The sequence below is a fragment of the Achromobacter sp. Marseille-Q4954 genome (assembly GCF_943737025.1).
Classification (GTDB): domain Bacteria; phylum Pseudomonadota; class Gammaproteobacteria; order Burkholderiales; family Burkholderiaceae_B; genus Achromobacter; species Achromobacter bronchisepticus_A.
This window is the reverse complement of sequence record NZ_CALSFQ010000001.1, coordinates 1,298,580-1,324,363: the sequence shown is the minus strand read 5'-3', so window position 1 is coordinate 1,324,363 and position 25,784 is coordinate 1,298,580. Positions and strand designations below refer to the sequence as shown.

Sequence of the window (25,784 nt, the reverse complement as noted above, 5' to 3'; positions counted from 1 at the left end):
GGGCATTTCAACCACCACGGAGATCACACCATGAGCACGCATTTTTCGGGCGAAGGCAACATCGGCTCGCCCCCCGAGTACCGGGAGTTCCCCAACGGCAACGACGAACCGCGGCGCTTGCTGCGGCTGAACGTGTATTTCGACAACCCCGTTCCCACCAAGGGTGGCGACTATGAGGATCGCGGCGGCTTCTGGGCGCCGGTGGAAATCTGGCACCGCGACGCCGGTCACTGGAAGGACCTGTACCAGAAGGGCATGCGCGTGCTGGTCGTGGGCCGCATGGAGCGCGAACCCTGGACGGACAACGAAGATCAGCCACGCGAGACCTGGCAGATCAACGCGCGCAGCGTCGGCATCCTGCCGTACCGCATCGAGTCCGTGGCCCTCAGCCCGAAGCCGCAGGAGGCAGAACCCAAGCCCCAGGCCGCGCAGGAGCCGGCTGCGCCGAAAGAAGCCAAGCGCAGGAAGTGAACCGGCATGGAGGGCGGTCGCACGTCTTCGCCGCCCTCCATGCGCTCGCGAACTATCCCCAGGGGATAGCTCCATCAACGCCCGCCGGCATCCACGCTCTCCCGAAAATCGCGGCTCCCGGCCCGCACATCCCCGGCTGCACGCCATCCCCGCCCCAGCCATTCCATCCCGTGAAAGTGGTCGCCACCACATGCGGCTTGTTTGCTGCTGCCCCCGGTGGTGCTCGGCATCCTCGTTTCCAGCAACTCAATGAACCACGGAAATCGGATGGACGAACATGCGGCTGTTCTTGTGCGAGAAGCCCTCCCAGGGCAAGGACATTGGCCGGATTCTCGGCGCGACGCAGCGCGGTGAAGGCTGTCTCAGCGGCTCCGGCGTCACCGTCACCTGGTGCATCGGCCATCTCGTAGAAGCGGCAGCACCCGAGGTCTATGACGCGGCGCTCAAGCGCTGGTCGCTGGAACAGTTGCCCATCATTCCCCAGCAGTGGCGGGTCGAGGTCAAGCCAAAGACCGCCCCGCAATTCAAGGTCGTCAAAGCGCTTCTGGCGAAGGCGACCCAGCTTGTCATCGCCACCGACGCCGACCGCGAAGGCGAACTGATCGCACGCGAGATCATCGACCTGTGCGGCTACCGCGGTCCCATCGAACGCCTGTGGCTGTCGGCGCTCAACGATGCGTCCATCCGCACCGCGCTCGCCAAGCTGCGGCCCTCGGCCGAGACGCTGCCGATGTATTACTCGGCGCTGGCGCGCTCGCGCGCCGACTGGCTTGTGGGCATGAACCTCAGCCGGCTGTTCACCGTGCTCGGGCGGCAGGCCGGCTACGACGGCGTGCTGTCGGTCGGACGTGTACAGACCCCGACGCTCAAACTCGTGGTGGACCGCGACCGAGAGATCGCGGCCTTCGTGTCCGTGCCGTACTGGGCCATCGACGTGTCTCTGTTCACAGGCGGCCAGGCCTTCACCGCGCAGTGGGTTGCACCGGACGCCTGCACTGACGATGCCGGCCGCTGCCTGCAGCAGCCCGTCGCACAGCAGGCCGCGCAACAGATCCGCGCCGCAGGCAGTGCCCAGGTGGTGTCGGTCGAGACCGAGCGCGTGCGCGAAGGTCCGCCGCTGCTGTTCGACCTGGGCACGCTTCAGGAGGTTTGTTCCAAGCAGCTTGGGCTAGACGTGCAGGAGACTCTGGAGATCGCTCAGGCCCTGTACGAAGCGCACAAAGCCACCACGTACCCGCGTTCGGATTCCGGCTACCTGCCCGATAACATGTTCGCCGAGGTGCCCACGGTCCTGGATAGCCTGCTCAAGACCGATCCCGCGCTGGCCCCGATCATGGGCCAGCTCGACCGCACCCAGCGCTCGCGCGCCTGGAACGACGGCAAGGTGACGGCGCACCACGGCATCATCCCGACGCTCGAACCCGCGAACCTCTCCACCATGAGCGAGAAGGAGCAGGCGGTGTACCGGCTGATCCGGGCACATTACCTAGCCCAGTTCCTCCCGCACCACGAGTTCGACCGCACCGTGGCGGATCTCTCCTGCGGCCAGCAGAAGCTGGTGGCCACGGGCAAGCAGGTCGTCGTGAAGGGCTGGCGGCTGGTGCTGGCCGAACCACAAGCGGACGAAGACGGCGATGGTGCCGCGCGCAGCCAGGTGCTCCCTGCGCTGCGAGAGGGCCTCGCGTGCCAGGTGGCCGAGGTCGAAGTCAAGGCGCTCAAGACGATGCCGCCCAAGCCCTATACGCAGGGCGAGCTGGTCAAGACGATGAAGGGCGTTGCGCGTTTCGTGACCGACCCGCGCCTGAAGCAGAAGCTCAAGGACACGACGGGCATCGGCACCGAGGCGACGCGGGCCAACATCATCAGCGGGCTGATCGCCCGCGGCTACATCGTGAAGAAGGGACGCTCCATCCGTGCATCGGATGCGGCGTTCACGCTGATCGACGCCGTGCCTGCGGCGATTGCCGACCCCGGCACCACCGCCGTGTGGGAACAGGCGCTGGACATGATCGAGGCCGGCCAGCTCACCCTGGACGTGTTCATCGGCAAGCAGGCCGCGTGGATTTCGCAGTTGATCGCGCAGTACGGCAGCACGTCCCTGTCCATCAAGGTTCCCCAAGGACCGGCTTGTCCGCAGTGCGGCGCACCCACGCGCCAGCGCACCGGCAAGAGCGGCCCGTTCTGGTCGTGCAGTCGCTACCCCGACTGCAAGGGCACGCTGCCGGTGGAAACTGGCACGTCCAGGCGTGGTGCCTCGCGTCCACGCAAGAGCGGGCGCAAGGGCGCCTGACCGACCCTGTTCCCCGTGAGCCGTGCCCGCCATCGGCGGCATGGCCCGTGTCCCGCACCCCCTGCGGGACGCCCCAGCGCGCAACGCCTTCTTGCTCCGTGTGCGCGTCCCGCCTGGCCGTCCCCGGCCGCGGGACCTGAAGGTGGCTTCTCCGCGAACCGCACCCCGCGCGTTCTCCTCGTCTGTATTCCTTCCGCCGCTGCGAAGGGTCCCCCGATGGCTTGCCTGTGCGAGCCATCCGGAGACCCTTCGCGGTCAGCGGTATTCGGTGCCGGTGCCCGCCGGCGCAAAAACGGGCTCCCTTTGTGCGCGGATGTGCGCCAGACGATGCCGGCCCCAGCCACGACATGGGCCGGGTGTGATTGCTGGATGAGCAGACGGTTCTAGCGACGACCGGGCCTGCCAATCAGCCCACGGGTGGTTCTTCTTTCCTCCCAAGCCGAAGGCCCCTGGGGCCTTCGGCGCCTTTCTCCTGCCTTTCAACGCCCTGGCCAGGGCGATGGCCCTGCGCCATACGAACAGGAGACCGACATGCACCCGAAACTTTGCGCACCGCCGCGCAACACGCCGCTGCTCTACGGCAGCGTCTGCAGCGGCATCGAGGCCGTGAGCCTCGCCTGGCAACCGCTCGGCCTCGAAGCCGCGTGGTTCGCCGAGATCGAGCCGTTCCCGAGCGCCGTGCTCGCCCACCGTTACCCCCGCGTGCCCAACCTGGGCGACATGACTGCGATCGCCCGCCAGGTCCGTGCCGGCACCGTGCCCGCGCCCGACATCCTGGTCGGCGGCACGCCGTGCCAGTCGTTCAGCGTGGCCGGCGCCCGCCGTGGCCTGGATGACCCGCGCGGCGCCCTGACCCTTGCCTATGTGGAGCTTGCAAATGCCATCGACCAAACCCGCCGCCAAGACCGCCGCCCGCCGGCAACGCTCGTCTGGGAAAACGTCCCCGGCGTCCTCAGCGACCGCAGCAACGCCTTCGGACACTTCCTGGGAGCACTGGTCGGCGAAAGCCGTGCGCTCGAACCGCCAGGGCAAAAATGGGCGTACGCAGGTTGTGTGTCTGGACCCCGGCGCCGCATCGCCTGGCGCGTGCTCGACGCTCAATATTTCGGCGTCGCCCAACGGCGCCGTCGCGTGTTTCTTGTGGCAAGTGGTGGAGGTGGCGTCGATCCCGCCGAGGTACTTTTTGAGTGCGACGGCGTGCGCTGGGATTCTTCGCCGGGCTTCGCGCCGTGGCAAGACGCTGCCGGCGCTGCTGGATCGGGCGCTGCGGCAGCAGGCGGGTATTCGGGATATGCAGGACTGAAGCAGCCCTACGGCAAGGCCACGGTGACGTTCGGATTCGGCGGGGGCAACACCGCAGGACCCATTGACGTCGCGGCCTGCCTGACCGCGGCGCCCGGCCCGAAGAACGACTTCGAGGTCGAGACCTTCGTGGCGCAGTCCGTCGCGGGCAGCATCAGCCACACGCTCAGCACCGCCAACGGCGGCAAGGGCTGCAGCGAGGACGGCACCGGCAAGGGCGTGCCGATCATCGCCTTCACCGCACAGGGCTGCGGGGCGGACGCGACGACGAACCATGCACCGACGCTGCGTGCCGGCGGGCATCGCCTCAGCCACGCGAATGCCGGCGTCGTGCCGGCCATCGCGTTCGCGCAGAACTCGCGCCGCGAGCTGCGGCTGGAATCCGGCCACGGCAAGCTTGCCGGGACGCTCTCCTCGGGTGGCGGCAAGCCGGGCCAGGGCCGGCCGATGGTGATCGGCGTGGCGCTGCGCGGTCGCACCGAAGGCCTGGCCGCTGAACTGGGCGATGGCGTCTCGACCGCGCTGCGCACCAGCAGCGGCGGTGCCGACAAGCCCCATGTGCTGGCACCTGACTTCGAGGCACATTTCCGCTACGACTGGAACGACCCCGGCCCGGGCGACTGGTCGCAGTGGCGGGTACGTCGGCTGATGCCTGTGGAGTGCGAGCGGCTGCAAGGCATGCCCGACGACTACACGCTGGTCCCGTACCGCGGCAAGCCCGCCGCCGACGCGCCGCGCTACAAGGCGATCGGCAACTCCATGGCCGTGCCGTGCGTCGCGTGGCTGGGCCAGCGGCTGGTGCAGTGCCTGCACAAGACGGGATCGAGCGCTTCGGATTGATGCACGACGCGGCCGGCGGACCGCGTGATCCTCCCTCCTGCATTGCCGACGCATCGGCAACAACGAGCAGCCGGGGTGTCAAGGCTGCCGTGGGCTCCTCCCACGCCACCCGCCAGTTCGCCTCGGCATCTCACCGGCGAACGCTGCCCACCGGGCATCGATGCCACCTTCCTCCAACCCACGGGATGTATGCACGTCCCGTCAGGGGCGTGTCGTCAACCCGGTCGATATCAGGACTTTCCATGGACACCATCACCCGACAAGACCGCATCACGCTCAAGAACCTCAAGGTCGCGGATTTCGCGAGCGAGGAAACGCTGTGCTTCACCGCCACCGTCATGTTCGACGGCAGGCCCATCGCCGAAGCCCGCAATGACGGACACGGCGGCTCGACGTTCGTGCGCGCGTTGCAAGGCCAGGCCGCGCTGCTGGCCCAGGCCGAGGAATTCGCCAAGAGCCTGCCGCCGGCATCGCTCGACGTCGAACGCGAGGACGACGAGCCGCTTCTCATCGACATGACGCTCGACTTCCTCGTGGACCAGTTGGCCGATGCCATGCACGCGGAGCGCAAGCTGCGCACCGCGTTCAACCGCGACATCGGCAACAAGGTGCTGTTCATCAAGGACGGCAGGCTGCTGTTCCTCAAGGGCATCAAGCTCAAGGCCATTGCCGACTGCGCGGCGTATTTCGCAAAGCTGCGCAGCCGACAGGGCCAGCCCATCGTCATCCTGGCCGAGCTGCCAGCGGACGAGGCATTCGCCATCTGGAAGCAGCATGTCCTGGGCGACAAGCCCCGCTGATCCAGCATCACCGCACCGTCATGACCGCCCCGCACTCGTTGCGGGGCTTTTTCTTTGTCCCTGCGCACATCAATCGGGACGGGACCAGATGCCGATTTCCAACTGACGTGGCACGGCACCCCCACGAAGCTGCCCGCGTGTTCGCTGATTCGTCAGCACATGCCAGCAGCCAGGGTTTCAGGCTGCCGCGGGGTTCTCTCCGCGCAACCCACCAGTCCGCATCGCATCCATTGCGCGGACGCGCGTCCCCAAGACGCTGATGCTTTTTTTCAACCGCGTGCGGGAGCTGCCATCCCGTGAGGGACAGGGCCCCGCTTTTCCAAGGAGCCCATCCATGTCCCAGCAAGCCTCTTTCGGCCGATTCGGTCAATTGGCCTTGACCTACTGCGGCAAGTTCCTGCCGCTCGAAGTCCTGCACAGCGCCGCCGGCCACTACATCGGCACGCGCGATACCGAAGGTCCCGTTTCGCGGGAATCTCGTGAGTACTTCCGCAGCCATGCCGCGGCTCAACGTGCCCTCGAAAGAGGCGGCTGGTCCCAGCTCGCCATTCCCTGATCCAACTGGAGGAATCACGTCATGAACCAGCTACTGCCGCAGGAAGTCGTCGATCAGATCGTTCGGGAAGAACGGCATTTCAGCGCCGCGCCCCAAGCCTTTTTCGAGGCATGGAAGCGTGGTGTCGAGATCGCCGGCCCGCAATGGTTTGGCGATGGCACCCGTGAAGGTCTGAACCAGGCCAAGAGCAAGTGGGATCTGCGCCCCGACATGCTGCGCCTCAACGACGCCCTCGGCGTCCTGAGCAGCGGGGAACGCATGTTCCTGTCCGCGATGGTCAGCTTCTACAACGCGCGCGAGGGCGGTGCCATGCTCAAGCGCTGCCACTTCAACGGGTTGTCGGACTTCGACGGCCTCGATCTGCCTCGTCGCCAGGTGATCGCCGACCTGCTGCTGAACTACAGCGGTTGGTGAGCCGGTTCCTGGCACACCTTCATCACTGCGTTCACGCGACCCCATGAGGGACATGCGCCTCGTCCGAGGCCATGTCCCTCGCGTTTTCTCCCCGCCCAGTGCCATCCGGCATCAGGCGGTTCCCCTGCGGATGCCATCGTCCGCAAGGGCTGGCTCCGTTCATTCATCGAAAGGAGCCTTCATGGCCAACAACTACTACGAAGCCACCGGCGTTCTCGTGCTCGACCGAGTGACGCCCGTCATCCAGGCGCTGTTCGGCGCCTTCGCGCTGGACGAGAGCCACCCCGGCAACGGGCAGGCCTACATCGCCCAGATCGCCGAGACCACCAATCCGCAATGGCCGGACGTGCTCGATGGCCTGGAAGACCTGGCCACGCAACTCGGCATTCCTATGCCGGACGACGAAGGGCTGTCGATCCCGCCGCTGCTCGAATTGCTCGCCGTGCACTTCGGTGCCGATGAGGACGAAGAGCTGGCGAACTTGATCGAGCGTCATTCGTTCGAGGACACCGCCGATCTCGACGCCTTGTTTCTGATCGCCACCCGGTTCGATGACGGCCACAACCTGACCGCCATCCAGTTCGAGGGATGCTGGTATTGCAGCAAGCCGCGGCTGTTCGAGTTCGGCGGCAACGGCTGCTACCTGAGCCGCGAGGTCCGCGTCATCAGCTCGTCCTCCCAGGCCCTCCAACTCGGTTGCCAGTTGCACGAGGCCATTGTGGCCGCCGACATCGAAGAGGCTTCGGCCCTGATCGCGCTGGAGACCATCAATCTGCTGGCGGGCGTCAGCGACGAGCCATTCCGCATGAATTTGCGCCGGCGCGTCGCCGAGCGATTGGCCCAAACGCCAACGATCAGCATCACCTGACGCTGTTTCCTTTCTTTCCACCCACCAGGGTCAATTCCCGGTGGCGGGGATTGGCTCCATCATTATTCTGTTGGAGAAATCCCATGTCCCAGAATCCCAATCCCTTTCTACGCGGCTACTGGAATCTGAAGGTCGTCCGCACGCTGTCCATCAGCCACGAGGACGGAAGCCCGCATGTCTGGCGAAACATCCACCCGAGCCAGCAGCACCTCTGCGACGCGGCGCTGGTTTCTTCTCCCTGCATCGTCACCAGCGACTTCGCGGTGGTCAGGACTGGCACCGAACCTGTCGGCGCCGCACTGATCGCCGAATGCGACGCGGCTGATGGGGTCAGCGGCGAAGGCGTGGTGGGTGCCGTGGTGTACGCGATTCACGGCGACGACTTCGACGGCCGCCCCGTCCACGTCGGCGACACTTATTCGGCCGAGGCCGCACGGGAAGTCGTGCAGCGGTTGAGCTTCGAGACCGGCTACTACAGCCGGTGCTGGGAAATCAGCAGCGCGCACATCAGCCAGGAAACCGGCCAGTACCTGGCCAACCTGGCTGACCTCGCGACGCCGGAGGCCTTTTTGTTCGTTGCGTTCCGGGTTCCCTACAGCCCGGCGATCGGCGTCAAGCTGATCTCCACGCCCTGGACGGACCAGCACCTGCAGGACGTCGAGGGGATCTCCGCCGAACTGCTTCGGCAGGAGCACTGCAGCAAGGGCATGCCGGACGACCTGGCACAGATCCTTGAACTGGCCGGCCAAGCCGACGTGCGCCTCCTCATCCTCGATGCCGACGCACCCGTGTTGCCGGGCCTGCCGCTGGCCGGCGAATAGCTGCCACACACATCCCCAGCCTTCCTTTTCCTCACAGCATGCCGGCCCGGTCTCCCGCCAGGGAGCCGGGCCGGCGCACTTTCACAGGAGCGATCCCATGTTCCCCGACCTCATCACACCCGCATCCGACTTCGAGCACCAGCTTGGCGCCTGCGTCAACGCCATGAGCCAGGACGACGCCATCGGCCAGATCCTGGTATTCGAGCGCATGAGCGGCACGCTGCACATGCGCCATATCGCCAGCGCCGACCTGGTGGACACTGACGTGGACGACTACGAAATGGTCGTCTTCGACGGTGGCAACACAAGCGGCGACACGTGGAAGCACGTGTTCTTTCCGCGTCAGCGCGAACACTACTTCGTGTACCAAGCCTGATCCCTCCAGCCCCTTCCGAGGGGCTTTTTCTTGCCCGCAGCACAGGAAAACGGTTGTGGGGCGGTGCCGTTTCCTGCGGGCACGCCGGCCGCCCCGGGACCATGCTTGCCCCATGTTCGTCGGCGTTGCCGGCACATGCCCAGGCAGTCGAGACCTTCGAGGCTGCAAGCACGGGAAACCGTGCTGGTCGTTTCTTCCTACGGACCTACCGCGTCCATCCACGCCACCCACAAGGGACCTCTCCCTTGCGGGCGGGGAATCCCTTGTTTTTCCTCAAGGAGTTTCCCCATGGACCGTTCCCTCATCAAATCCATGATGCCTTCGCTGGTCGCAGGCCATGTGCCCCGCAACGTGCGATCGTTCAAGTACCGCGTGTTCGATGATCAGCCGCTGTCCTCAACGCTGGGCTTTGCCATCGACCCCCAACCCTTCGACGGCAAGGTGGTCGCCGCGACCGACGATGCCATCGTCGTCAAGCTCAAGCCTTCCGAGTTCGCGGTGCTCGATCCCAGCCTGGTGACCACGGTTCCTGCCGAAGGCGCCAAGGTGCATGTCCAACCCTATGCCCGTCGTCGCTTCGACGGACTGCGCGCGGACACGCCGGAGGTCATCACCGAGAAGACTTCGGATGGCACGCCGTACACCATCACGAGGCACATCCTCGGCTCGGCGCCGGCCAAGCTGCCCATTCCCACGCCGCAGTGCATGGAGTTGGGCCAGCTCATCGAGCAGTTGGAAGAGATGCCGGCCCCCGATCGCTTCCGGCGCATCACCCACATGCTGGTGGATGCCGGTGCCCGCGACTTCACCTGGGTCGATCCCACGCCCTCCAAGATCATCGACACCCCGCCGGCGATCAGCTTCACGGTCTCGACCGCGAAGTTCGAGGGCCGGGTGACGATCCTCTACGACCGCGGCGGAGACACCTACGTGGTGGAACTGCACCGTCAGAACGGTGAATCGGTCGAACTGGTCGATCGGCACGACGAGGTGTATTTCGACATGCTCGGCGAAGTGCTGGAGCGGCTCATCGACGACGGGCGCTGGCGCCAGATCGACGTGAGCATCCTCGACGCGAAGGCGGCCCGTAAGCGCCAAGCCGTCCCGGCATGACGCCCCTCGGCTGACCCGAGGCACCCGCCACGGCGTTCCAGCCATTCCGGCCGCGTGCCCTACAGGCCCTTCATCCCATCGGGTGGAGGGCCTTTCTCTTTTTTTACACAGGAGATTTCATCCATGTCACTGCGATTCAAAGGCGCCGACCTGCGGCCCGTGCTGACCGAAGCCATCGCCAATCAGTGCCGCATCGTCCTGGTCAAGGACCAGGGCGTGTACTTCCTCGCCGAGCGTGGGGAGCGTCGCCCGGATGGGCGCCAGCAACTGCTCGCCTACGCCGTCGGCTGCAATCCGGACACCGACCCGTTCGATGACTGGTGGCACCTCGCCGGCCGCGAGCTGGGCGGCGATGACTTTGCGGAATACTTCGACGCGAAGGACGGCCTGTTCACGCGCCTCCTGCACTCGGCGGACGATCTCGTGCTGTCCGCCACCGCCACGCACCTGTCCTTGGCCGTGGTGCCTCCCGCCTGAAGCGGCAACCGCCGCGCAGCCCTCGCAGCCCCCGCACCGGGGGCTTTCTTGTGTTCGCACCGCGGCCATCGCCGCGCATGCGCGTTCGTCTCCAGCCGCCAAGGCACGCCCCGCCGGCCACAGCGCCGGCATGCCACCGGAGACAACCGAATGAACACATCATCGACCTCGCCGAGGCTGCACCTGCTGCCGGTGTCGCTGCGCACGGCCAACGTCTTCGTGCTGGCACACCATCGCCACCACCGCCCGGTCCAGGGCGCGAAGTTCGCCCTGGCCGTCACGCTGAGCGACAGCGACCTGATCCGCGGCGTGGCCATCGTCGGCCGCCCGGTCGCGCGGCACCTGGACGATGGCTGGACGCTGGAAGTCACGCGGCTGTGCACCGACGGCGCACCCAACGCCTGCAGCAAGCTCTACGGCGCGGCCTGGAAGGTGGCAAGGGCGCTGGGCTACATCCGCCTGATCACCTACACCTTGTCCGACGAAGGTGGCGCCAGCCTGCGCGCCGCCGGCTGGCGGCTGGTCGGCGCGCGCGGCGGCGGCGCCTGGAGCCGTCCCGGCCGGCCGCGCACCGATACCCCCGAGCACCTGCGCGGCCCCAAGTGCCTGTGGCAGGCGCCCGGCGGCGCGGACAAAGGGAAGCGCCCGGATGCCGATTGATTGCTGCCGCGCGCGCAAGGCCCGGCCATGCTGACCCCATGCCTGCTGACGTTGTCAGCGACATGCCAGGCAACCATCGGTCTTCGAGGTTGCGGCGCAGTTCCCATTGCGTGACCGAGCCAGCTCGCACCGCATCCATCCGCGAGCGGCCACCAGCCTCTGGTGGCGGATGCTTTCGCCTTATCAACCCACCGCGGGGTTACGCACCTTCCCCGCATGCGTGGGCCGGTGTGTCTCCGCTTCATCCCAATGGAGATTCACCATGAACACCACGTCCAACGAGAAATCGTATTTCGACCTCCACACCTCGGGCATCGGCTACATCCAGCGTGTCCGTGAAGTGCCCGTCCGGGGCGGCCGCCGTGCGCAGCCTTTCCTGGCTTGCACCATCGCCGCGCTGGTCGGCCCCGCACGGGACCCCAGCTACCGCTACTTCGACGTCAAGGTCTCGGGTGCCGAGGCCAAGAAGCTCGTTCAGCGCTACATCGGCGTTGACGATCCCAAGCAGCGCCCGCTGGTGCGCTTTCGCGTCGGTGACTTGTGGGGCGATGCGTACATCCGCGACAAGGGCGAGCAAAAAGGTCAGGCCGCCGCGTCCCTCAAGGCGCGACTGCTCAAGACCGAGCTGGCCGAACTGGCTTCGATCGAGCAGCACGAGCTGATCACCCGCGGCATCGGCTATCTCAATCGTGTGAAGGACGTCACCCCAAAGGCTGGCGACTCGTTCCTCTCTTGCACCGTCGCGGCACTGGCCGGGCCTGTCGATGAACCGGAGTATCGGTACTTCGACACCATCGTCGCCACCCCGGAAGCCGAGCACCTGGTTCGCCGGTGCGTTCAGGCCATCGAGGGTGACCGCAAGGTCCTGATCGCCTTCCGTCTGAACGACATGAAGATCGATCCGTACATCCGCACCAAGGGCGAGCACGCCGGGGAACCGGCCGCAAGCCTGGAATCGACGCTGGTCCACATCGGTCTGATCAAGATCGACGGCACCCAGGTCTATCCGACGAGCCAGGCGCAAGCCGAGGCGCCGCCGGCCAAAGACGCATCCGCGCCCGAAGCCGACGACGCCATCGACACGGCCACCGACCCCGCTGCCGACCAGCCTGCCGAGCCCGCCGAGCGCGAGCCCGAGGCGCAAGTCGAGGAGCAGGAGCCGGCATTGGCTGCTTCGTTCTGATCCGGCATGGCCCCTCACGGGGCCTTGCTTTTTCCCATTCGTCAAGGAGAACCATCATGGCAGCCACATCGGCATCCGAGAAATCGGTTGCGCCCATCGTCGTCCCCGGCCAGCTCACGCTGCGCACCATCCGCGGCAGGAACGGCCCGTTCACCGTCGGCCGCCTCGCCACGCACCTCGGTACGTTCGAGGTCAAAGACCCGGAACTGGAGCAGTACCCCGAAGGCAAGTACGACGGGGAATTCATCATCAGGTACATCTTCCCGAAGTCCTACCCGGTCGGCGGTGGCATGCGGTTCGAGATCCGGGCCAGCCTCGACGGCATGACGCTCAACGGCATCGACAAACTGAGCCGCGACGAAGCACGCAGCTTCGCCACCCAGGACGTCGATCCGCTCGACGAAGAGCAAGGGACGCAGCCTGCGGCAACGCCGGCCAAACCCGCCAAAGCGTCCAGGCCTGCCAAGCCCGCGCCCATGCAATCGTCCGCGGACCCGCTGGTCGATACCACGCCCTTCGGCGTGGATGCGCCGCCACCTGCTGCGGCCGCTGCCCCCGGCAGCACCGAAGACGGTGACTCCGCGCTGTTCGGCCTGCTGTGGCCGCTGGGCGAATCCGTGAAACTAGATTCGACCATCGACCGCCGCGCTTTGCGTGCGCAGATCGCCCGCCTGGGTGAACTGGGCTACGCGCTGGACTTCAAGACGCAGGAGTGGAGCCGCGAGGCCGAGCTGCAACCTGCGTGATCGCAGACACCGCATCCGCGGTGTTCTCCATCCACCCGCCGGGGCTCCTTCGCCATGCGGGGGAGGCCTCGGCTTTCTTCTGGAGGTCTCCATCATGTCCACCATCGCTTGCGATACACCCCGTTCCGCGCTGGACGAAACCGCGTGGCGCGCCGTGTGCAAGACGGCCGCCGAGCATGCCCAGCGTGGTTGCGGCCTGTCCTGGGATCACTGGGTCACGCTTTTCAGTTCGGAGATCGACGCGCAAGCCAGTCGGTTGCCGCATGACCAGCGCACTCACGCGCTGGAAATCGCCACCCAGGAATGGGACTACGCAACGCCTGCCGAACGGCAGGAAACCCAGGACTGGAATGCGGAGCACGGCTATTGCTCGCACGGGATCGAGTTCGGCTACTGCCCGGCCGGTTGTGATCGCGACGATGACGACTGGGACTGAGGACAAGGCATAGGCTCCTTCGCCGCACCTGCGACATTCCATCACCCGCTGGGGGTTCTTCCCCACGGGGAGGCCTCCGGCCCCACTTCTTCAGGAGGCCTCTCATGGGCTGGTATTTCTCTCACCAATCGCGATCCGAATTGATCGCGGAACTGATCGAACCGCGGGAAACCGAGCGCGTCAGCACAAAGGTCATCGCCCATGCGATGCGCGGCAACGTGCTGTGGTCCGTGGTCGAAATGACCGCCAAGGTCGAAGGTGTGCATCGTGATCTGGCGCCGGGCCAGTCCCTGCGCTTCATCCGCTGCGATCTGCTTGAACGCAGCGGCGGCCAGTGGGGCTACAAGCCGCTGGAAGAGTCCATGCACCCGTACTACTACTCGTGCCCGCTGTCCTATCTGGACCTCGCACCGGAGCAGTCCGCCGACTGGCGTGCAGGCGTTCGCGCTTACCACGCACGACGGCGCACACCCACGGCTGTCACGGCTCCCGCCGCGACACTGATGGTCTGAGCCAGGAGGAACCGACATGGACCCGATCCTGGCTGCGCTCTCCGCCTCGCTGTTGAAGCTCGTTGAAGGCAGTTTGTCCAACGACGAAGTTTCTTCCGACGAGGAAATGCTGGCGTACTTCATTGACAACGGCCTCACCGAGGAGCAGGCACGGCAGGCGCTGACCTACCGCGACCAGTACCTCAACAACATCTACCTGGACGGCTTCACGCCGATCACCGCGGTGGACGAGGCGCTTCACTTCAACCCGCACACCCGGCAGTTCGAGCCGGACTGAGCGGCTTTCTTCCACCCCCTGGGGCAGTACTTGCCCCAGCGGGCGGTGCTGTTCCCGTTCATCCGAGGACACCACCATGCCCGCACACACTTCTTCCACCACGCTGCACCGCATCGACGAATGCCCCGACGTGATGGCCGACGCTTGCGTCGGCGACGACCAGGGCAACCTGATCTTCCTGTCGATCTGGGCGCGCGACACCGCCGTCCAGCAGTTCCTCGCTCGCCTGACCCTCGGGCGCGACGAGCAGGGACTGGACCAGTTCCACGTCATCACCGGCCAGGGCGGCAGCGTCCCGGTGTTCATCGGCAATGTCGATCGCCTGGAAAAGCGCATGACCCGCGCTTACCGGCGAACGCTGTTCGGTTCGCTGTCCAACGTGTGGCTGTTCGACCGGCGCTGCGTCAAGCCCGACAAGGCCAACGCCAGCGCTTTGGCACTGCTGCCGCGCGACAGCGCCCACCGGCTTGACCGCCTGTGGATGCTGGTGCGGGACACCTGCCCGTTGCCGCTGCTCGACCACTGGCGCGAGACCGTGCTGGAACTGCTGCAAAGCCGCGAAATGCTGGCCCGCCTTCCGTTCGCCCTCGGGCCGCTGGAAGGCCATCGGCTCGCCATCGACGTGCCGGCGCTGACCCTGGCGCTGGGCTCCCTGATCCGCAGTGACGCGCTCACCGCCTATCCGTATCCGGCCAAGATCTGGACGCCGGAAGTGGTAGCGGCCTGACCCACCCACGGAGGCACGCCTTGGCGTACCTCCGTCTTTCATCCCCGCCAACCAGGAGACTTCCATGGCCCTCATGTTCCCGCGGCTCGCCCGCAATTTCGTAAAGAACGGGTACTTCCCCACGGATGAACCCACGCTCGAAAGAGCCCTCAATGCACTGATGCCCAGCGACGGGCCGATGTGCATCCTCGATCCCTGCGCCGGCGAAGGCGTGGCGATCGCCGAAGCCGCCCATGCCCTCGGGCGCGAGCAGGCCAAGGCGTTCGCCGTCGAGTTCGACCCGGAGCGGGCACGTCATGCCCGTGGCCTGGTCGATCACTGCCTGCACGCGGACCTGATGGACACGATGGTCTCCAAGCAATCCTTCGGGTTGCTCTGGCTCAACCCGCCGTATGGCGACCTGTCCAAGGACGTCAACGGCAACATCGGCTACCAAGGCCAGGGCCGTGCCCGCCTCGAAAAGCTGTTCTATCAGCGTTCGCTGTCGCTGTTGCAGTACGGCGGCGTGCTGGTCTTCATCGTCCCCGGCTACGTGCTCGACGCGGAGTTGGTCGGTTGGCTGACACGCCACTACACGGACCTGCGCATCTACCGAGCGGTGGAAACGCAGTTCAAGCAGGTGGTGATCTTCGGCCGAAGGGTGCGACAGCGTGAACAGGCTCCCGATGGCGTCAAGGCCGTGCGCAATCTGCTGCTGCAGGTTGGGCTTGGCGAAGTCGAAGCCGAGGAGCTACCGAGCGATTGGCCGTTCCTGCCGTACATCGTCCCCGCCAGTCCGGCCGAGCCGGAGCATTTCTTCCGCGTGACGATGGAGCCCGAGCAGTTCGCCGACGAGGTTGGCAGGCTGCAAGGCCTCTGGCCGTCGCTGGACACGCACCTGGGGGCCGCGCAGCAGTCGCTGCGTCCACCGGCGCGGGCTTTGTCCCACTGGCATCTCGCCCTGGCTCTGGCCGCGGGCGCGATCTCGGGGGTTGTGCGCTCCAAGACCGGGCGCGTGCTCGTCGTCAAAGGTGACACCCACAAGGACAAGACGCTCCAGCGTGAATTCACCGAACGCGAAGACGGCTCGATCGCCGAGACCCGCATCCTCACCGACAAGTTTGTGCCCGTCATCCGCGCGTGGGACATGACGCCTGGCTCCGCGACACGGGGCGAGGTGTTGACCATCCGCTGACTCACCGGACGCGCTGCCGTCCTGCTATTCCCACATCGAAGGAGAAACACCATGTTCGCAAACCCGTTCAAGCGGCCCGCGCCGCAGAAGCAACCGTTGTTCGCACCGGGTACGCTGAAGTTGAGCGAGAAGGTGCATTGGTTGGCACGCAAAGGCCTGATCGACCCCTTGGCCTATGTCCAGCGCCACGTGCGCGGTGACTGGGGCGAGATCGACGAGGCCACCCGCCAAGCCAACAACGTCGCAATCCAACAGGACAACCTGATGATCTCGCAGTTCAGGATCACGCCGGACCTGGCACTGATCGTCAAGACCAGCGAGGACCATGAAACCACGGTGGTCCAGCTATCCGAAGAGCACGACATGCTCTGAAGACGCTGCATCGCCATCTTCATCTACCCACCCACCGGGGCCGTCTCCCCGCTGGGGTGCCGCGGCCCCTTCATCCAGAAGGAAACGTCATGGCATCCAGCGTGTCTTGCGCTCTCGCATCTGCCTCAACGTCTGCCCCCGAGCTTTTCTCTACAGGGGAGATCGTCCTAACACCCGGGGTCAAGGCCCTGGTCCGTCGCCGCTACATCGATGCTGGCACCTGTCTCAACCGCCATAGGCGCGGAGATTGGGGCGATGTCGATGAAGCCGAGCGGCACATCAACGAGAACTATGGGCTGCAAGGCCGAGAAAAACTGTTCTCGCGTTACCCGATTGCGAACGGCGTCTGGTTGGAAGTCTGGACCATGTACGACCGCAGCATGACGGTTCTTCTGCTGCCTTACGAGTAATCGCATCCAGCGGCCGCGCGCCGCATCTTCTTCCCACCACGGGGCATGCCATCGCCCCGCTGGGGGTGGTGCATGCCCCATTTTCTTTGGAGCATCACCATGTCCCTCGATCTCGAAACCACCACCGCCGAAGCCACGTCCGTACAGGGCGAACTGCTCGACGCGGAATCTTCCCCTCTGACCCTGAGCCTTCAGGATTTCGTCGGCGAGTTCGGCGACGAACTGCTCGACGCCCTCAACAGCGCCAACCCGCCGGTCTATACCGGCCAGCCGCAGGCGCACCGGCAACTCGTCGTCGCCAGCCTCAAGCGCAAGCTGTTCCCGGCCCAGGCCGAAGTCGTCCATGCCGCCGCCGAGCTGCTGATCGACCGTGGCGAACGCGCCGCGATCGTCAACGGCGAAATGGGTTGCGGCAAGACGACCGTCGGCATTGCCACGGCCGCCGTGCTCAACGCCGAAGGGTATCGCCGCACCCTGGTGCTTTCGCCACCGCACCTTGTTTACAAGTGGCGGCGCGAGATCCAGGAGACGGTAGCGGGCGCCAAAGTGTGGGTGCTCAACGGGCCGGATACGCTCGTCAAGCTCATCAAGCTGCGTGAGCAGTTGGGTGTCCAGCCCACGGGTCAGGAGTTCTTCGTCCTGGGCCGCGTGAGGATGCGGATGGGCTTTCACTGGAAGCCTGTCTTCACCCAGCGGCGCACCCGTCACGGCGACGTGGCGGCCTGCCCGGACTGCGGCACGGTCATCACCGACCTCGACGGCGAGCCGGTCAACCCTGCCGCGCTCGAAGCCGAGGAATACCGCAGGAAGTGCAGCCACTGCGCCGCGCCCCTGTGGACGCTGATTCGTCCGCGAAGCATGGCCGGTAGCGACCAGTCCTCGGCCGTCCTCAAAGCCTTGAAGCGCATCCCCACCATCGGGGAAGTCACCGCGCAGAAGCTGATGCAGAAGTTCGGCGACGGCTTCCTGGCCTCGATGCTCGGCGACAACATCCATGAGTTCATCAACCTCATGGACGGCAACGGCGAGCTGGTGTTTTCCGACCGTCAGGCCACGCGCATGGAGCGTGCGATGGCCAATATGGAGTTCGGCTTCGGCGAGGGCGGCTATCAGCCGTCCGAGTTCATCAAGAGGTACCTGCCGCAAGGCACGTTCGATCTGCTCATCGCTGATGAAGCGCATGAGTACAAGAACGGCGGTTCCGCACAGGGTCAGGCCATGGGTGTGCTGGCAGCGAAGGCTCGCAGAACCTTGCTGCTGACTGGCACGTTGATGGGCGGCTACGGCGACGATCTGTTCTACCTGCTGTTCCGAGCACTGCCTGGACGGATGATCGAAGACGGCTACCGCCCGACCACGAGCGGCAGCATGACCTCCGCCGCCATGGCCTTCATGCGCGACCACGGCGTACTGCGCGATATCTATTCCGAGAGCACCGGCACGGCGCACAAGACGGCCAGGGGCACCAAGGTATCGGTGCGCACGGTCAAGGCTCCCGGCTTCGGGCCGAAAGGAGTCTTGCGGTGCATTCTGCCGTTCACGATCTTCCTCAAACTCAAGGACATCGGCGGCAATGTGCTGCCGCCGTATGACGAGGAGTTTCGTGAAGTCCAGATGGACGTGGCGCAAGCCGCGGCCTACCGCGACCTGGCGGGTCGGCTGACCGCGGAGCTGAAACAGGCTCTGGCGCGACGCGATACGACGCTGCTGGGTGTGGTGCTCAACGTGCTGCTCGCCTGGCCGGATTGCTGCTTCCGATCGGAAACCGTGGTGCATCCGCGCACGCGCAACACCTTGGCGTTTGTCCCGGCTCAGTTCAACGAGTTCGAGATCAGCCCCAAGGAGCGTGAGCTGATCGACATCTGCAAAGAGGAGAGGGCCCAGGGCCGCAAGGTCCTGGCCTATACGGTCTATACCGGCACGCGCGACACCACGTCGCGCCTGAAGGTGTTGCTGGAGCAGGAAGGCTTCAAGGTGGCGGTGCTGCGCGCGAGCGTGGACGCCAGCCGCCGCGAGGACTGGATCGCCGAACAACTGGACCGTGGCATCGACGTGCTCATCACCAATCCCGAGCTGGTCAAGACGGGATTGGACTTGCTGGAGTTTCCGACGATCGTGTTCATGCAGTCGGGCTACAACGTGTACTCGCTCCAGCAGGCGGCACGCCGCTCCTGGCGCATCGGGCAGAAGTTGCCGGTGCGCGTGATCTACCTCGGCTACGCCGGTTCCTCGCAGATGACCTGCCTGGAACTGATGGCCAAGAAGATCATGGTCTCGCAGTCCACCTCGGGCGACGTGCCCGAATCGGGGCTGGATGTGCTCAACCAGGACGGTGATTCCGTCGAGGTCGCCCTGGCCCGGCAACTGGTCGCCGCCTGATCCCCACGCCAACGCCGGCCTAGCGCCGCCGGCTTTCTGTTGTTCCTACCTCGTAGCCATGCCCGCGTTCTTCGCGGGTATGGCTACGCATTTTCATTTCAAGGAGATTTCCATGAACACCAACACCCCTCCGATCGAACCCGCCGACGGCGGCGAGATCGAGATGCAAGTCGCTGTCGCCTGCGTCGATGCCTCCGGCACCCCCGACATGCCGGTCTTCAAGGTCAGGACCACCCAGGAGGAATACGACCAGGGTGCCCACTACTACAAAGCCAAGGATCTGGCCGAAGAAGCCCGGTACGAAGGGCCGTTCGTCTGCTTCGACGCTGCCGAATATGGCCCCATCCTGTCGGCCGCCCGCGAACTGGGTCTTGTCCCGCAAGCCGTCGTGGTCGATATGACCGACGGCCAGATCCACTCCATCCGCTGCGACACCGGCGAGATCAAGGTCGTCTGCTACGACACCAGCGACACCGACGAGTACTCGGCGGCGATGGCGGACCGGCCGCTCAGCGGGAACGGCCAGCTCGTGCGCTGCTAGGCGCATGCTCAGTTGGCGGATCGATGCTGGTCTGAAGCGGACTCGGGAATGATGTGGCGCGTACAACTCTATTGATGGTCCTGACTGGGAATCTCTTCGGGGCTTTGCATTGCGAACGGGACTGTTTGGACAGTCCCGTTCGCAAGCAAAGTCGGACTTCTTAATTTTCACTTAATCGTAGAACAATATAATCCAGTGGGAATATTTTTTTCATATAAATCAAATGCTTAGTGATTGATTTCAATCAATTAGACAAATCCCAACAAGGCGGAAAATCTACTGTGCGAACGTCAATGGATTTTCACAATGCCTACGATCCTTCATCCTAAGCCCGAGCCCCCCTCCCGCGCCACGCAGCGACTGTTTCGAGCGCTTCTAGCCCGCCGTTCGCAGCTTGCGGTCACGTTTGCGGCATGCGTCTCCCTGGTATGGCTGGCTGCTTTGGCGCAGGACACGCCTGCCACGGCGCATGCACAGATTCCCCAGATCATCGACGATCTGCCCGCCGACTATGCAGCCGACCTCACGCCGCAGCAGCGCGAGCAGGTCGATCTCGGCCGCTATGTCGCGCGTCTGGGCGACTGCGTAGCCTGCCACACCGGGGACAAGTCCAAGCCCATGGCAGGCGGCCTCGCGCTGGAGACGCCGTTCGGCAAGCTCTACTCCACCAACATCACACCGGACAAGACCACGGGCATCGGCGGCTACAGCTTCGAGCAGTTCGAGCGCGCCATGCGCAAGGGTGTGGCGGCCGACGGCCACAACCTGTACCCCGCCATGCCGTATCCGTCCTACGCCAAGATGACGGCGGAGGACATGAAGGCGCTCTATGCCTACCTGATGCAAGGCGTCAAACCCATCGAGCAGGCCAACCGGCCTTCCGACATGGGTTTCCCGTTCAACCAGCGCTGGGGCCTGTCGCTGTGGAACTGGATGTTCCTGGACGATGAACCCTTCAAGCCCCTGGAAGACAAGGGGCAGGTGTGGAACCGCGGCGCCTATCTGGTTCAGGGCTTGGGCCATTGCGGCGCCTGTCATACGCCGCGCGGCATCGCCTTCCAGGAAAAGACCATGACCAGCGAGGGCGGCAATGACCATCTGTTCCTGGCTGGAGAAACCGTGGAAGGCTGGCGCGCACTGAGCCTGCGCAACCTCTGGACGCCGGAGGAAACCGCCGAGATGCTAAAGACCGGGCGCAATCGGCACGGCACCGTCTCGGGCAACATGGTCGACGTGGTGCAGCACTCCACGCAGTACATGACCGATGCCGACCTGCTGGCCATCGGCACCTATCTGAAATCGCTGCCGCCCGGCAAGGATGACCTGCCCATGCAGGTCGTCCAAGGCCCCGGGCCAGTCATCACCCCGCGCCAAAGCGGGGGGGCGGCCAAGCCCGGTGACATGCCCATCGACATCTTCACCTCGCGCGGCGGGCTGGGCTACCTGCAGTTCTGTGCCGACTGCCATCGCTCCAATGGTGACGGTGTGCCCAACGCGTTCCCGTCTCTGGCGGGCAACAACACCCTGCAGTCGCAGGACCCGTCCACGCTGATCCATATCATGCTCACCGGCTGGCGGGCTCCCGTCACGCAAAGCCATGCTCGACCTTTGACAATGCCCTCATTCGCGCAACTGAGCGATCAGGAAATCGCCGAGATCCTGAACTTCACGCGCCGCGCCTGGGGCCGCGTCGATGCGCGCGACATCAAGGTCAGTGACGTGACCAGCGCCCGCAGGCAACTCGATGCCAAGGCCGACAGCCATCGTCCCTTCGAGACCCCGCGCCTGGCTGAGATGCTCAAGGAAAAGAACGGCGAGCAACTGGTGCTGGGCGCGCGCTTGAACATCGACACGGCGCGCATGCTGCCCAACAACGTGGGCAACAAGCTCAACTGCGCCAGTTGTCACCTGAACGCAGGTACCGTGGCCGATGGTTCTCCCTATGTCGGTGTCTCTGCCTTCTTCCCCAGCTACGCTCCGCGCGCGGGCCGTGTCATCACCCTGGAGGACCGCATCAACGGCTGCTTCCTGCGCTCGATGAACGGCAAGCCGTTGCCCATCACCAGCGACGAGATGAAAGCCATGGTCGCCTACTTCGACTGGATGAAACGCGAGACCAAGCCCGAAGACAAGGTGGAAGGGCGCGGCGTGGGCAAGATCGACCAGCGGCTCATTCCCAACACCGAGAACGGCAAGCGGATCTATGCGGCCCAGTGTGCACTGTGCCACGGAGACAACGGCGAAGGCGTCAAGAACGCCAAGGGGGAGATGGTGTATCCGCCGCTGTGGGGCGACGAGTCCTTCAATATCGGCGCCGGTATGGCCCGCACCTACACGGCGGCCGCCTTCGTCAAACGCAACATGCCCATTGCTTTCGGCACGCACTTCCCCTTGGGCCAAGGCGGGCTGAGCGATCAGGAGGCGGTCGACGTGGCCGAATACTTCAGCCATATGCCACGCCCGGACTTCCCGGCCAAGGTCAAGGACTGGCCCCAGGACAAGAAGCCCGCGGATGCCCGCTATTGACCGAATCGTTCGATGCTCGCCGATTGATCGCCGGCGTGGCGTCCCCGCGCCGGGGACATCACGGTCGTGATCAGACCCCCTCGGCCCTCGGCCGCCCGCCCATGGAAGGCTGCCAAGGTCGCAGTCCAGAGGGCGTCTCGGCCCGGTTGGGCGTCGGCTCGTGGTAATCTACCTTCTAGTAGAGAGCAACTGCGAGTGGAGTGCGTCACCGGCCATGAACCAAACCATGCCTTCGAGTACTCGGGCATCCCTGATGCAAACAGCCGAGTCTCTTTTGTGCACCCGGGGCTATGCCGGCTTCAGCTACGCCGACTTGGCGGAGGCAGTCGGCATCCGCAAGGCCAGCATCCACCACCACTTCCCCGCCAAGGAAGACCTGGGGGTGGCTGTGGTGGAGGCCTATGTGGAGCGCGTCGCACGGGGCCTTGAGGGCATCGAGCACGAGTGCCCCACCGTCGATGACCGCCTGGCCGCTTTTTCGCAATGGTTCACGCAGAGCATGGGGCGTCGCCAGTTGCCCTTGTGCGGCGCGCTGGCCGCCGAAATGACCGTGTTGCCCGAGCGCCTTCAGACGTTGACCCGGCAATTCTTCCGCCTCCAGCTCCAGTGGCTGCAAAAAGTGCTCGACGAAGGCAAGGCGGCCGGGCAGTTGCCACAGGACGCAGACACCGCGGCCCGTGCCCGCCAGGTCCTGGGCTTGCTGGAAGGCGTCAGCTTCATCGATTGGGCCTTGAACGAGAACCCGCCATCGCTTGCCAGCGATGTCCTGTACCGGATTGCCGGGGTGGTCCGGTCACAGGCTGCTGCGCAGCGCAAGCACGATGTTTCTTGATTTGACCTTCTCTGCCGGCCTCCCCAGGCGGGCCGTTCGCGCATGCGCGATCGAACGCCCACAGCCCGCCGAATGAGCGCCGGATGACGATGCCTGGCACCCACGACCCCACCGCTGCGGCGAGGCGGCGACTCCAGGGGACGGCCTATCTGCTGGTCACCGCTGTCGGCTGGGCCGTCAATTGGCCCGCCATGAAGCTCCTCCTGCAAGCCTGGCCGCCGATGTTCTCTCGCGGCCTTGCGGGGGTGGCCGCCGCGATCGGGCTGGCGGTGCTGGCCGCCATGCAGGGCCATCGCCTGATGCCGCCGCGCAAGGTGATGCCGCGCCTGGCGCTGGCCGCCTTCACCAACGTCTTTGCCTGGATGGGCTTCTCGACGCTGGCGTTGAACTGGGTGAACGTGGCCGAAGGCGTGCTGCTGGTCTACACGATGCCGATCTGGGTCACTTTGCTGGTCTGGCCCTTGCGGGGTGTGCGCCCCACGGCGAGCGGCTTTGCCGCTCTGCTGCTGGGTCTGGCCGGTGTCATGGTGTTGCTGGGTGCCCAGGGTTTCTCCGTCACTGGCGGGCAGGCGCTGGGCATCGGCTTCGCGCTGGCTGCCGCAGTGCTGTTCGCCCTGGGCACGATCCTCAACGGCGCGCCGCTTCCCTTGCAGCCCCTCGTCTCGACGGCGTGGCAGGTGGGGCTGGGCTGCCTGCCCATGCTGGTATTCGGTATCGTGTTCGAGCATCCCCGGCTGGATGCTTTGAACCCTTGGCAGTTCGCCAGCCTGATCTACATGGCCCTCATCCCCATGGCGATCTGCTATCTGACCTGGTTCGCGGCGCTGCAGCGCCTGCCGGCATCGGTGGCGGCAACCGGCATGCTGCTGGTGCCCTTGCTGGGGGTCCTGTCCGCCGCCGTCATGCTGGGCGAGCCCATCGGCGCCAGGGAAGTCATCTCGATGCTGCTGACGCTCAGTGGCGTGGCGCTGGTGCTGAGACGGCCCTGATCGCGCCGCGCCTTCAGCGCTGCGGCTGCGCCTGGCGAAGCGAACTCGATCGGGTGGTGATCACGACGCCGAGCAGCACCACGGCACCGGCCAGCCAGCTGCGCAGAGCGAGATGTTCGCCCAGGACCAGCATGCCCAGCAAGGCGCTGAGCACGGGCACGGACAGTTGCAGCGAGCCGGCGGCGATCGCCGTCATACGTACGCGCACCCAGTACCAGATGGCGTAGCCCAGCGCAGAAGCCAATGCGCCGGAGAGCGCGGCGTAGCCTAGTCCAGCCCCATCCGCCCGGAGGCCGCCTGGCGAGGCGAACAGCAGGACACCCGCCAGCGGCACGGCCCAGATGAAGCTGCTGGCGGTGCTTCCCACGGGTGCGTTGCTGCCGCGCCCCAGAAGGGAGAACCCACCCCAGGCGATACCGGCGAGCGCCATCAGCAGCGCGGGCAGCAGCGGCGGAGCCGATGCGCCGGGCGCAAGAAAGGCGATCAGGCCGCCGGTGGCCAGCAGCAGCCCCAGCACGTTCGTGCGCTCGCCCCGCGCCACGCCGTAGAGGATCATGGTCAGTTGTGCGCAGGCGAACAGCACCAGGGCGCCCGCCCCGGTGTCGATGCCGCGATAGGCGAACGAGAAGGCTGCGGCATACACGAACAGCAGCACCGCGGACGCCCAGGACGCCTTGAACCCCGGACGCCGGCCATGCGGACCTGCCAGGACCAGCAACCACAACACGCCGGCGCCGCAGGCCAGCCGCACAAAGGTGAACGTGGCCGGGTCGATGATGGTGGTCTGAAACGCCAGCCTGGCCAGCAGGGAGTTGGCGGCGAACGCCAGCATGGCGCAGACCGCCAGCGCGACCGCGAGTGGGCCCTGGCCGGCCGGTTGCCCAGTTTCCTGGGGCATGTGGGGATCGCCCATACTGGCTTCAAACGCCTCTTGTCTTCAGATCTGGCAGGCATCGGGACCGCAAGCGGCGCCGTCCGCCGCCGCGGCCACCGGCTCGGGGGATGAGGCGCCCGCCTGCGTCAGCGCCGCCACGAACGTTTCGGTCGGTTGCGCGCCTGACAGGTACAGTTTGTCGTTGAAGACAAACAGCGGCACGCCATTGGCGATGGCATTGGCCTGCATCTCGTCGTGCTCGACCTCGCGCACGCGCTCGAAGTCCAGGTCGGCCCATTCCGCGTCGGACAGACCGGCTTGCGCCGCGATGGCCCGCAGCTCGTCGCGGTTGAAGATGTCTTTGCCATCGGTGATGCTGGCTTTGGAGAGAGCTTCGATCAGACGTTGGCGCGACGCCTGTGTGGGCAGGCTCTTGACCAGCGCGTGGGCGTCCGCGGTATCGCCGAAGCGCATGGTGCCGAAGTTGTAGGCCAGGCCCTCCCTGGCGCCGTGGGCGGTGACCGCCGCCATCATCTGGCGTGCTCCGCTTTCGCTGCCGAACTTCATCCTGAGCGCCGAGGCGAAGTCCATGGGTGCCATGCCCCGCGCGATCCGGTATGCGCGGCTGCTCACTTCCACCTGGATCTGCCCGGCCAGTTGCTCCACGGCCTGGTCGAAGCGGCGCTTGGCGATCCAGCACCAGGGGCAAACGAAGTCGGACCAGATGTCCACTTTGACGATTTTCATTGAGCACTCTTTCGTTGAGGACTGTCAGGCACGAGCGAAAGGACTGGCGGGTTCAACCTCGCAGTCCCGTC

General features: G+C 65.5%; 28 protein-coding genes. 26 read left to right on the top strand and 2 right to left on the bottom strand.

Annotated elements, in window-relative coordinates:
- The first annotated feature begins 30 nt into the window (after positions 1-30).
- From NGK62_RS06180 to NGK62_RS06055, 26 genes are all read left to right on the top strand, one after another.
- A complete protein-coding gene (locus NGK62_RS06180; RefSeq protein WP_017513938.1) occupies positions 31-471 on the top strand; it encodes a single-stranded DNA-binding protein in 441 nt (146 codons plus the stop codon).
- Between the two features lie 277 nt (positions 472-748).
- The gene (locus tag NGK62_RS06175) at positions 749-2,761 is read left to right on the top strand and encodes a DNA topoisomerase III (RefSeq protein ID WP_251877742.1); all 2,013 of its coding nucleotides are present in this window, start codon (positions 749-751) and stop codon (positions 2,759-2,761) included.
- A gap of 531 nt (positions 2,762-3,292) precedes the next feature.
- The gene (locus tag NGK62_RS06170) at positions 3,293-4,903 is read left to right on the top strand and encodes a DNA cytosine methyltransferase (RefSeq protein ID WP_020207086.1); all 1,611 of its coding nucleotides are present in this window, start codon (positions 3,293-3,295) and stop codon (positions 4,901-4,903) included.
- Positions 4,904-5,145: 242 nt separating this feature from the next.
- Positions 5,146-5,703: a hypothetical protein gene (locus NGK62_RS06165; protein ID WP_017512400.1), complete on the top strand. Its 558-nt coding sequence runs from the start codon at positions 5,146-5,148 to the stop codon at positions 5,701-5,703.
- Between the two features lie 334 nt (positions 5,704-6,037).
- Complete coding sequence (locus NGK62_RS06160) at positions 6,038-6,259, top strand: hypothetical protein (RefSeq protein WP_003120032.1); 222 nt, start codon at positions 6,038-6,040, stop codon at positions 6,257-6,259.
- Positions 6,260-6,280: 21 nt separating this feature from the next.
- Positions 6,281-6,673, top strand: coding sequence for a hypothetical protein (locus tag NGK62_RS06155; RefSeq protein WP_003050375.1), 393 nt, complete (start codon positions 6,281-6,283; stop codon positions 6,671-6,673).
- A 181-nt stretch (positions 6,674-6,854) separates the two neighbouring features.
- Complete coding sequence (locus NGK62_RS06150) at positions 6,855-7,541, top strand: hypothetical protein (RefSeq protein ID WP_023110698.1); 687 nt, start codon at positions 6,855-6,857, stop codon at positions 7,539-7,541.
- 83 nt (positions 7,542-7,624) lie between these two features.
- Positions 7,625-8,362, top strand: coding sequence for a DUF5983 family protein (locus tag NGK62_RS06145; protein ID WP_020207035.1), 738 nt, complete (start codon positions 7,625-7,627; stop codon positions 8,360-8,362).
- A 97-nt stretch (positions 8,363-8,459) separates the two neighbouring features.
- Positions 8,460-8,738: a hypothetical protein gene (locus tag NGK62_RS06140; RefSeq protein ID WP_020207036.1), complete on the top strand. Its 279-nt coding sequence runs from the start codon at positions 8,460-8,462 to the stop codon at positions 8,736-8,738.
- Positions 8,739-9,026: 288 nt separating this feature from the next.
- Positions 9,027-9,851, top strand: a complete 825-nt coding sequence (locus NGK62_RS06135) for a hypothetical protein (RefSeq protein ID WP_020207037.1) — start codon at positions 9,027-9,029, stop codon at positions 9,849-9,851.
- Between the two features lie 123 nt (positions 9,852-9,974).
- The gene (locus NGK62_RS06130; protein WP_020207038.1) at positions 9,975-10,328 is read left to right on the top strand and encodes a DUF3085 domain-containing protein; all 354 of its coding nucleotides are present in this window, start codon (positions 9,975-9,977) and stop codon (positions 10,326-10,328) included.
- A 150-nt stretch (positions 10,329-10,478) separates the two neighbouring features.
- Positions 10,479-10,988 carry an XF1762 family protein gene (locus NGK62_RS06125; protein WP_020207039.1) on the top strand — a complete coding sequence of 170 codons (510 nt, stop codon included), beginning with the start codon at positions 10,479-10,481 and terminating at the stop codon, positions 10,986-10,988.
- A gap of 262 nt (positions 10,989-11,250) precedes the next feature.
- Positions 11,251-12,171: a DUF3577 domain-containing protein gene (locus NGK62_RS06120; protein WP_041106323.1), complete on the top strand. Its 921-nt coding sequence runs from the start codon at positions 11,251-11,253 to the stop codon at positions 12,169-12,171.
- A 56-nt stretch (positions 12,172-12,227) separates the two neighbouring features.
- On the top strand, positions 12,228-12,917 hold the full coding sequence (locus NGK62_RS06115) for a DUF3275 family protein (RefSeq protein ID WP_020207131.1): 690 nt from the start codon (positions 12,228-12,230) through the stop codon (positions 12,915-12,917).
- Positions 12,918-13,011: 94 nt separating this feature from the next.
- Positions 13,012-13,353: a hypothetical protein gene (locus tag NGK62_RS06110; protein ID WP_020207130.1), complete on the top strand. Its 342-nt coding sequence runs from the start codon at positions 13,012-13,014 to the stop codon at positions 13,351-13,353.
- A gap of 104 nt (positions 13,354-13,457) precedes the next feature.
- Positions 13,458-13,865 (top strand): hypothetical protein, encoded by a 408-nt coding sequence (locus NGK62_RS06105; protein ID WP_020207129.1) that lies wholly within the window; start codon positions 13,458-13,460, stop codon positions 13,863-13,865.
- Positions 13,866-13,881: 16 nt separating this feature from the next.
- Positions 13,882-14,142: a hypothetical protein gene (locus NGK62_RS06100; protein WP_041106326.1), complete on the top strand. Its 261-nt coding sequence runs from the start codon at positions 13,882-13,884 to the stop codon at positions 14,140-14,142.
- 76 nt (positions 14,143-14,218) lie between these two features.
- Positions 14,219-14,869: a hypothetical protein gene (locus NGK62_RS06095; RefSeq protein WP_041106327.1), complete on the top strand. Its 651-nt coding sequence runs from the start codon at positions 14,219-14,221 to the stop codon at positions 14,867-14,869.
- 40 nt (positions 14,870-14,909) lie between these two features.
- Positions 14,910-16,043 (top strand): DUF6094 domain-containing protein, encoded by a 1,134-nt coding sequence (locus NGK62_RS06090; protein ID WP_277914973.1) that lies wholly within the window; start codon positions 14,910-14,912, stop codon positions 16,041-16,043.
- 51 nt (positions 16,044-16,094) lie between these two features.
- Positions 16,095-16,415, top strand: coding sequence for a hypothetical protein (locus NGK62_RS06085; RefSeq protein ID WP_020207192.1), 321 nt, complete (start codon positions 16,095-16,097; stop codon positions 16,413-16,415).
- 89 nt (positions 16,416-16,504) lie between these two features.
- Positions 16,505-16,825: a hypothetical protein gene (locus NGK62_RS06080; RefSeq protein ID WP_020207191.1), complete on the top strand. Its 321-nt coding sequence runs from the start codon at positions 16,505-16,507 to the stop codon at positions 16,823-16,825.
- A 99-nt stretch (positions 16,826-16,924) separates the two neighbouring features.
- Positions 16,925-19,204, top strand: a complete 2,280-nt coding sequence (locus tag NGK62_RS06075) for a helicase-related protein (protein WP_041106332.1) — start codon at positions 16,925-16,927, stop codon at positions 19,202-19,204.
- A gap of 112 nt (positions 19,205-19,316) precedes the next feature.
- Entirely contained in the window at positions 19,317-19,745 is a 429-nt protein-coding gene (locus tag NGK62_RS06070) for a hypothetical protein (protein ID WP_020206722.1), read from the top strand.
- Between the two features lie 306 nt (positions 19,746-20,051).
- Positions 20,052-22,271: a c-type cytochrome gene (locus tag NGK62_RS06065; protein WP_079388664.1), complete on the top strand. Its 2,220-nt coding sequence runs from the start codon at positions 20,052-20,054 to the stop codon at positions 22,269-22,271.
- Between the two features lie 253 nt (positions 22,272-22,524).
- On the top strand, positions 22,525-23,103 hold the full coding sequence (locus tag NGK62_RS06060) for a TetR/AcrR family transcriptional regulator (RefSeq protein WP_020206720.1): 579 nt from the start codon (positions 22,525-22,527) through the stop codon (positions 23,101-23,103).
- 83 nt (positions 23,104-23,186) lie between these two features.
- Positions 23,187-24,092: a DMT family transporter gene (locus NGK62_RS06055; protein ID WP_020424017.1), complete on the top strand. Its 906-nt coding sequence runs from the start codon at positions 23,187-23,189 to the stop codon at positions 24,090-24,092.
- A 13-nt stretch (positions 24,093-24,105) separates the two neighbouring features.
- Here the strand turns inward: NGK62_RS06055 and NGK62_RS06050 are convergent, their stop codons facing one another.
- Positions 24,106-24,990: a DMT family transporter gene (locus tag NGK62_RS06050; protein WP_199861596.1), complete on the bottom strand. Its 885-nt coding sequence runs from the start codon at positions 24,988-24,990 to the stop codon at positions 24,106-24,108.
- 39 nt (positions 24,991-25,029) lie between these two features.
- Positions 25,030-25,713, bottom strand: coding sequence for a DsbA family oxidoreductase (locus NGK62_RS06045; RefSeq protein WP_020206717.1), 684 nt, complete (start codon positions 25,711-25,713; stop codon positions 25,030-25,032).
- Between the last annotated feature and the right edge of the window lie 71 nt (positions 25,714-25,784).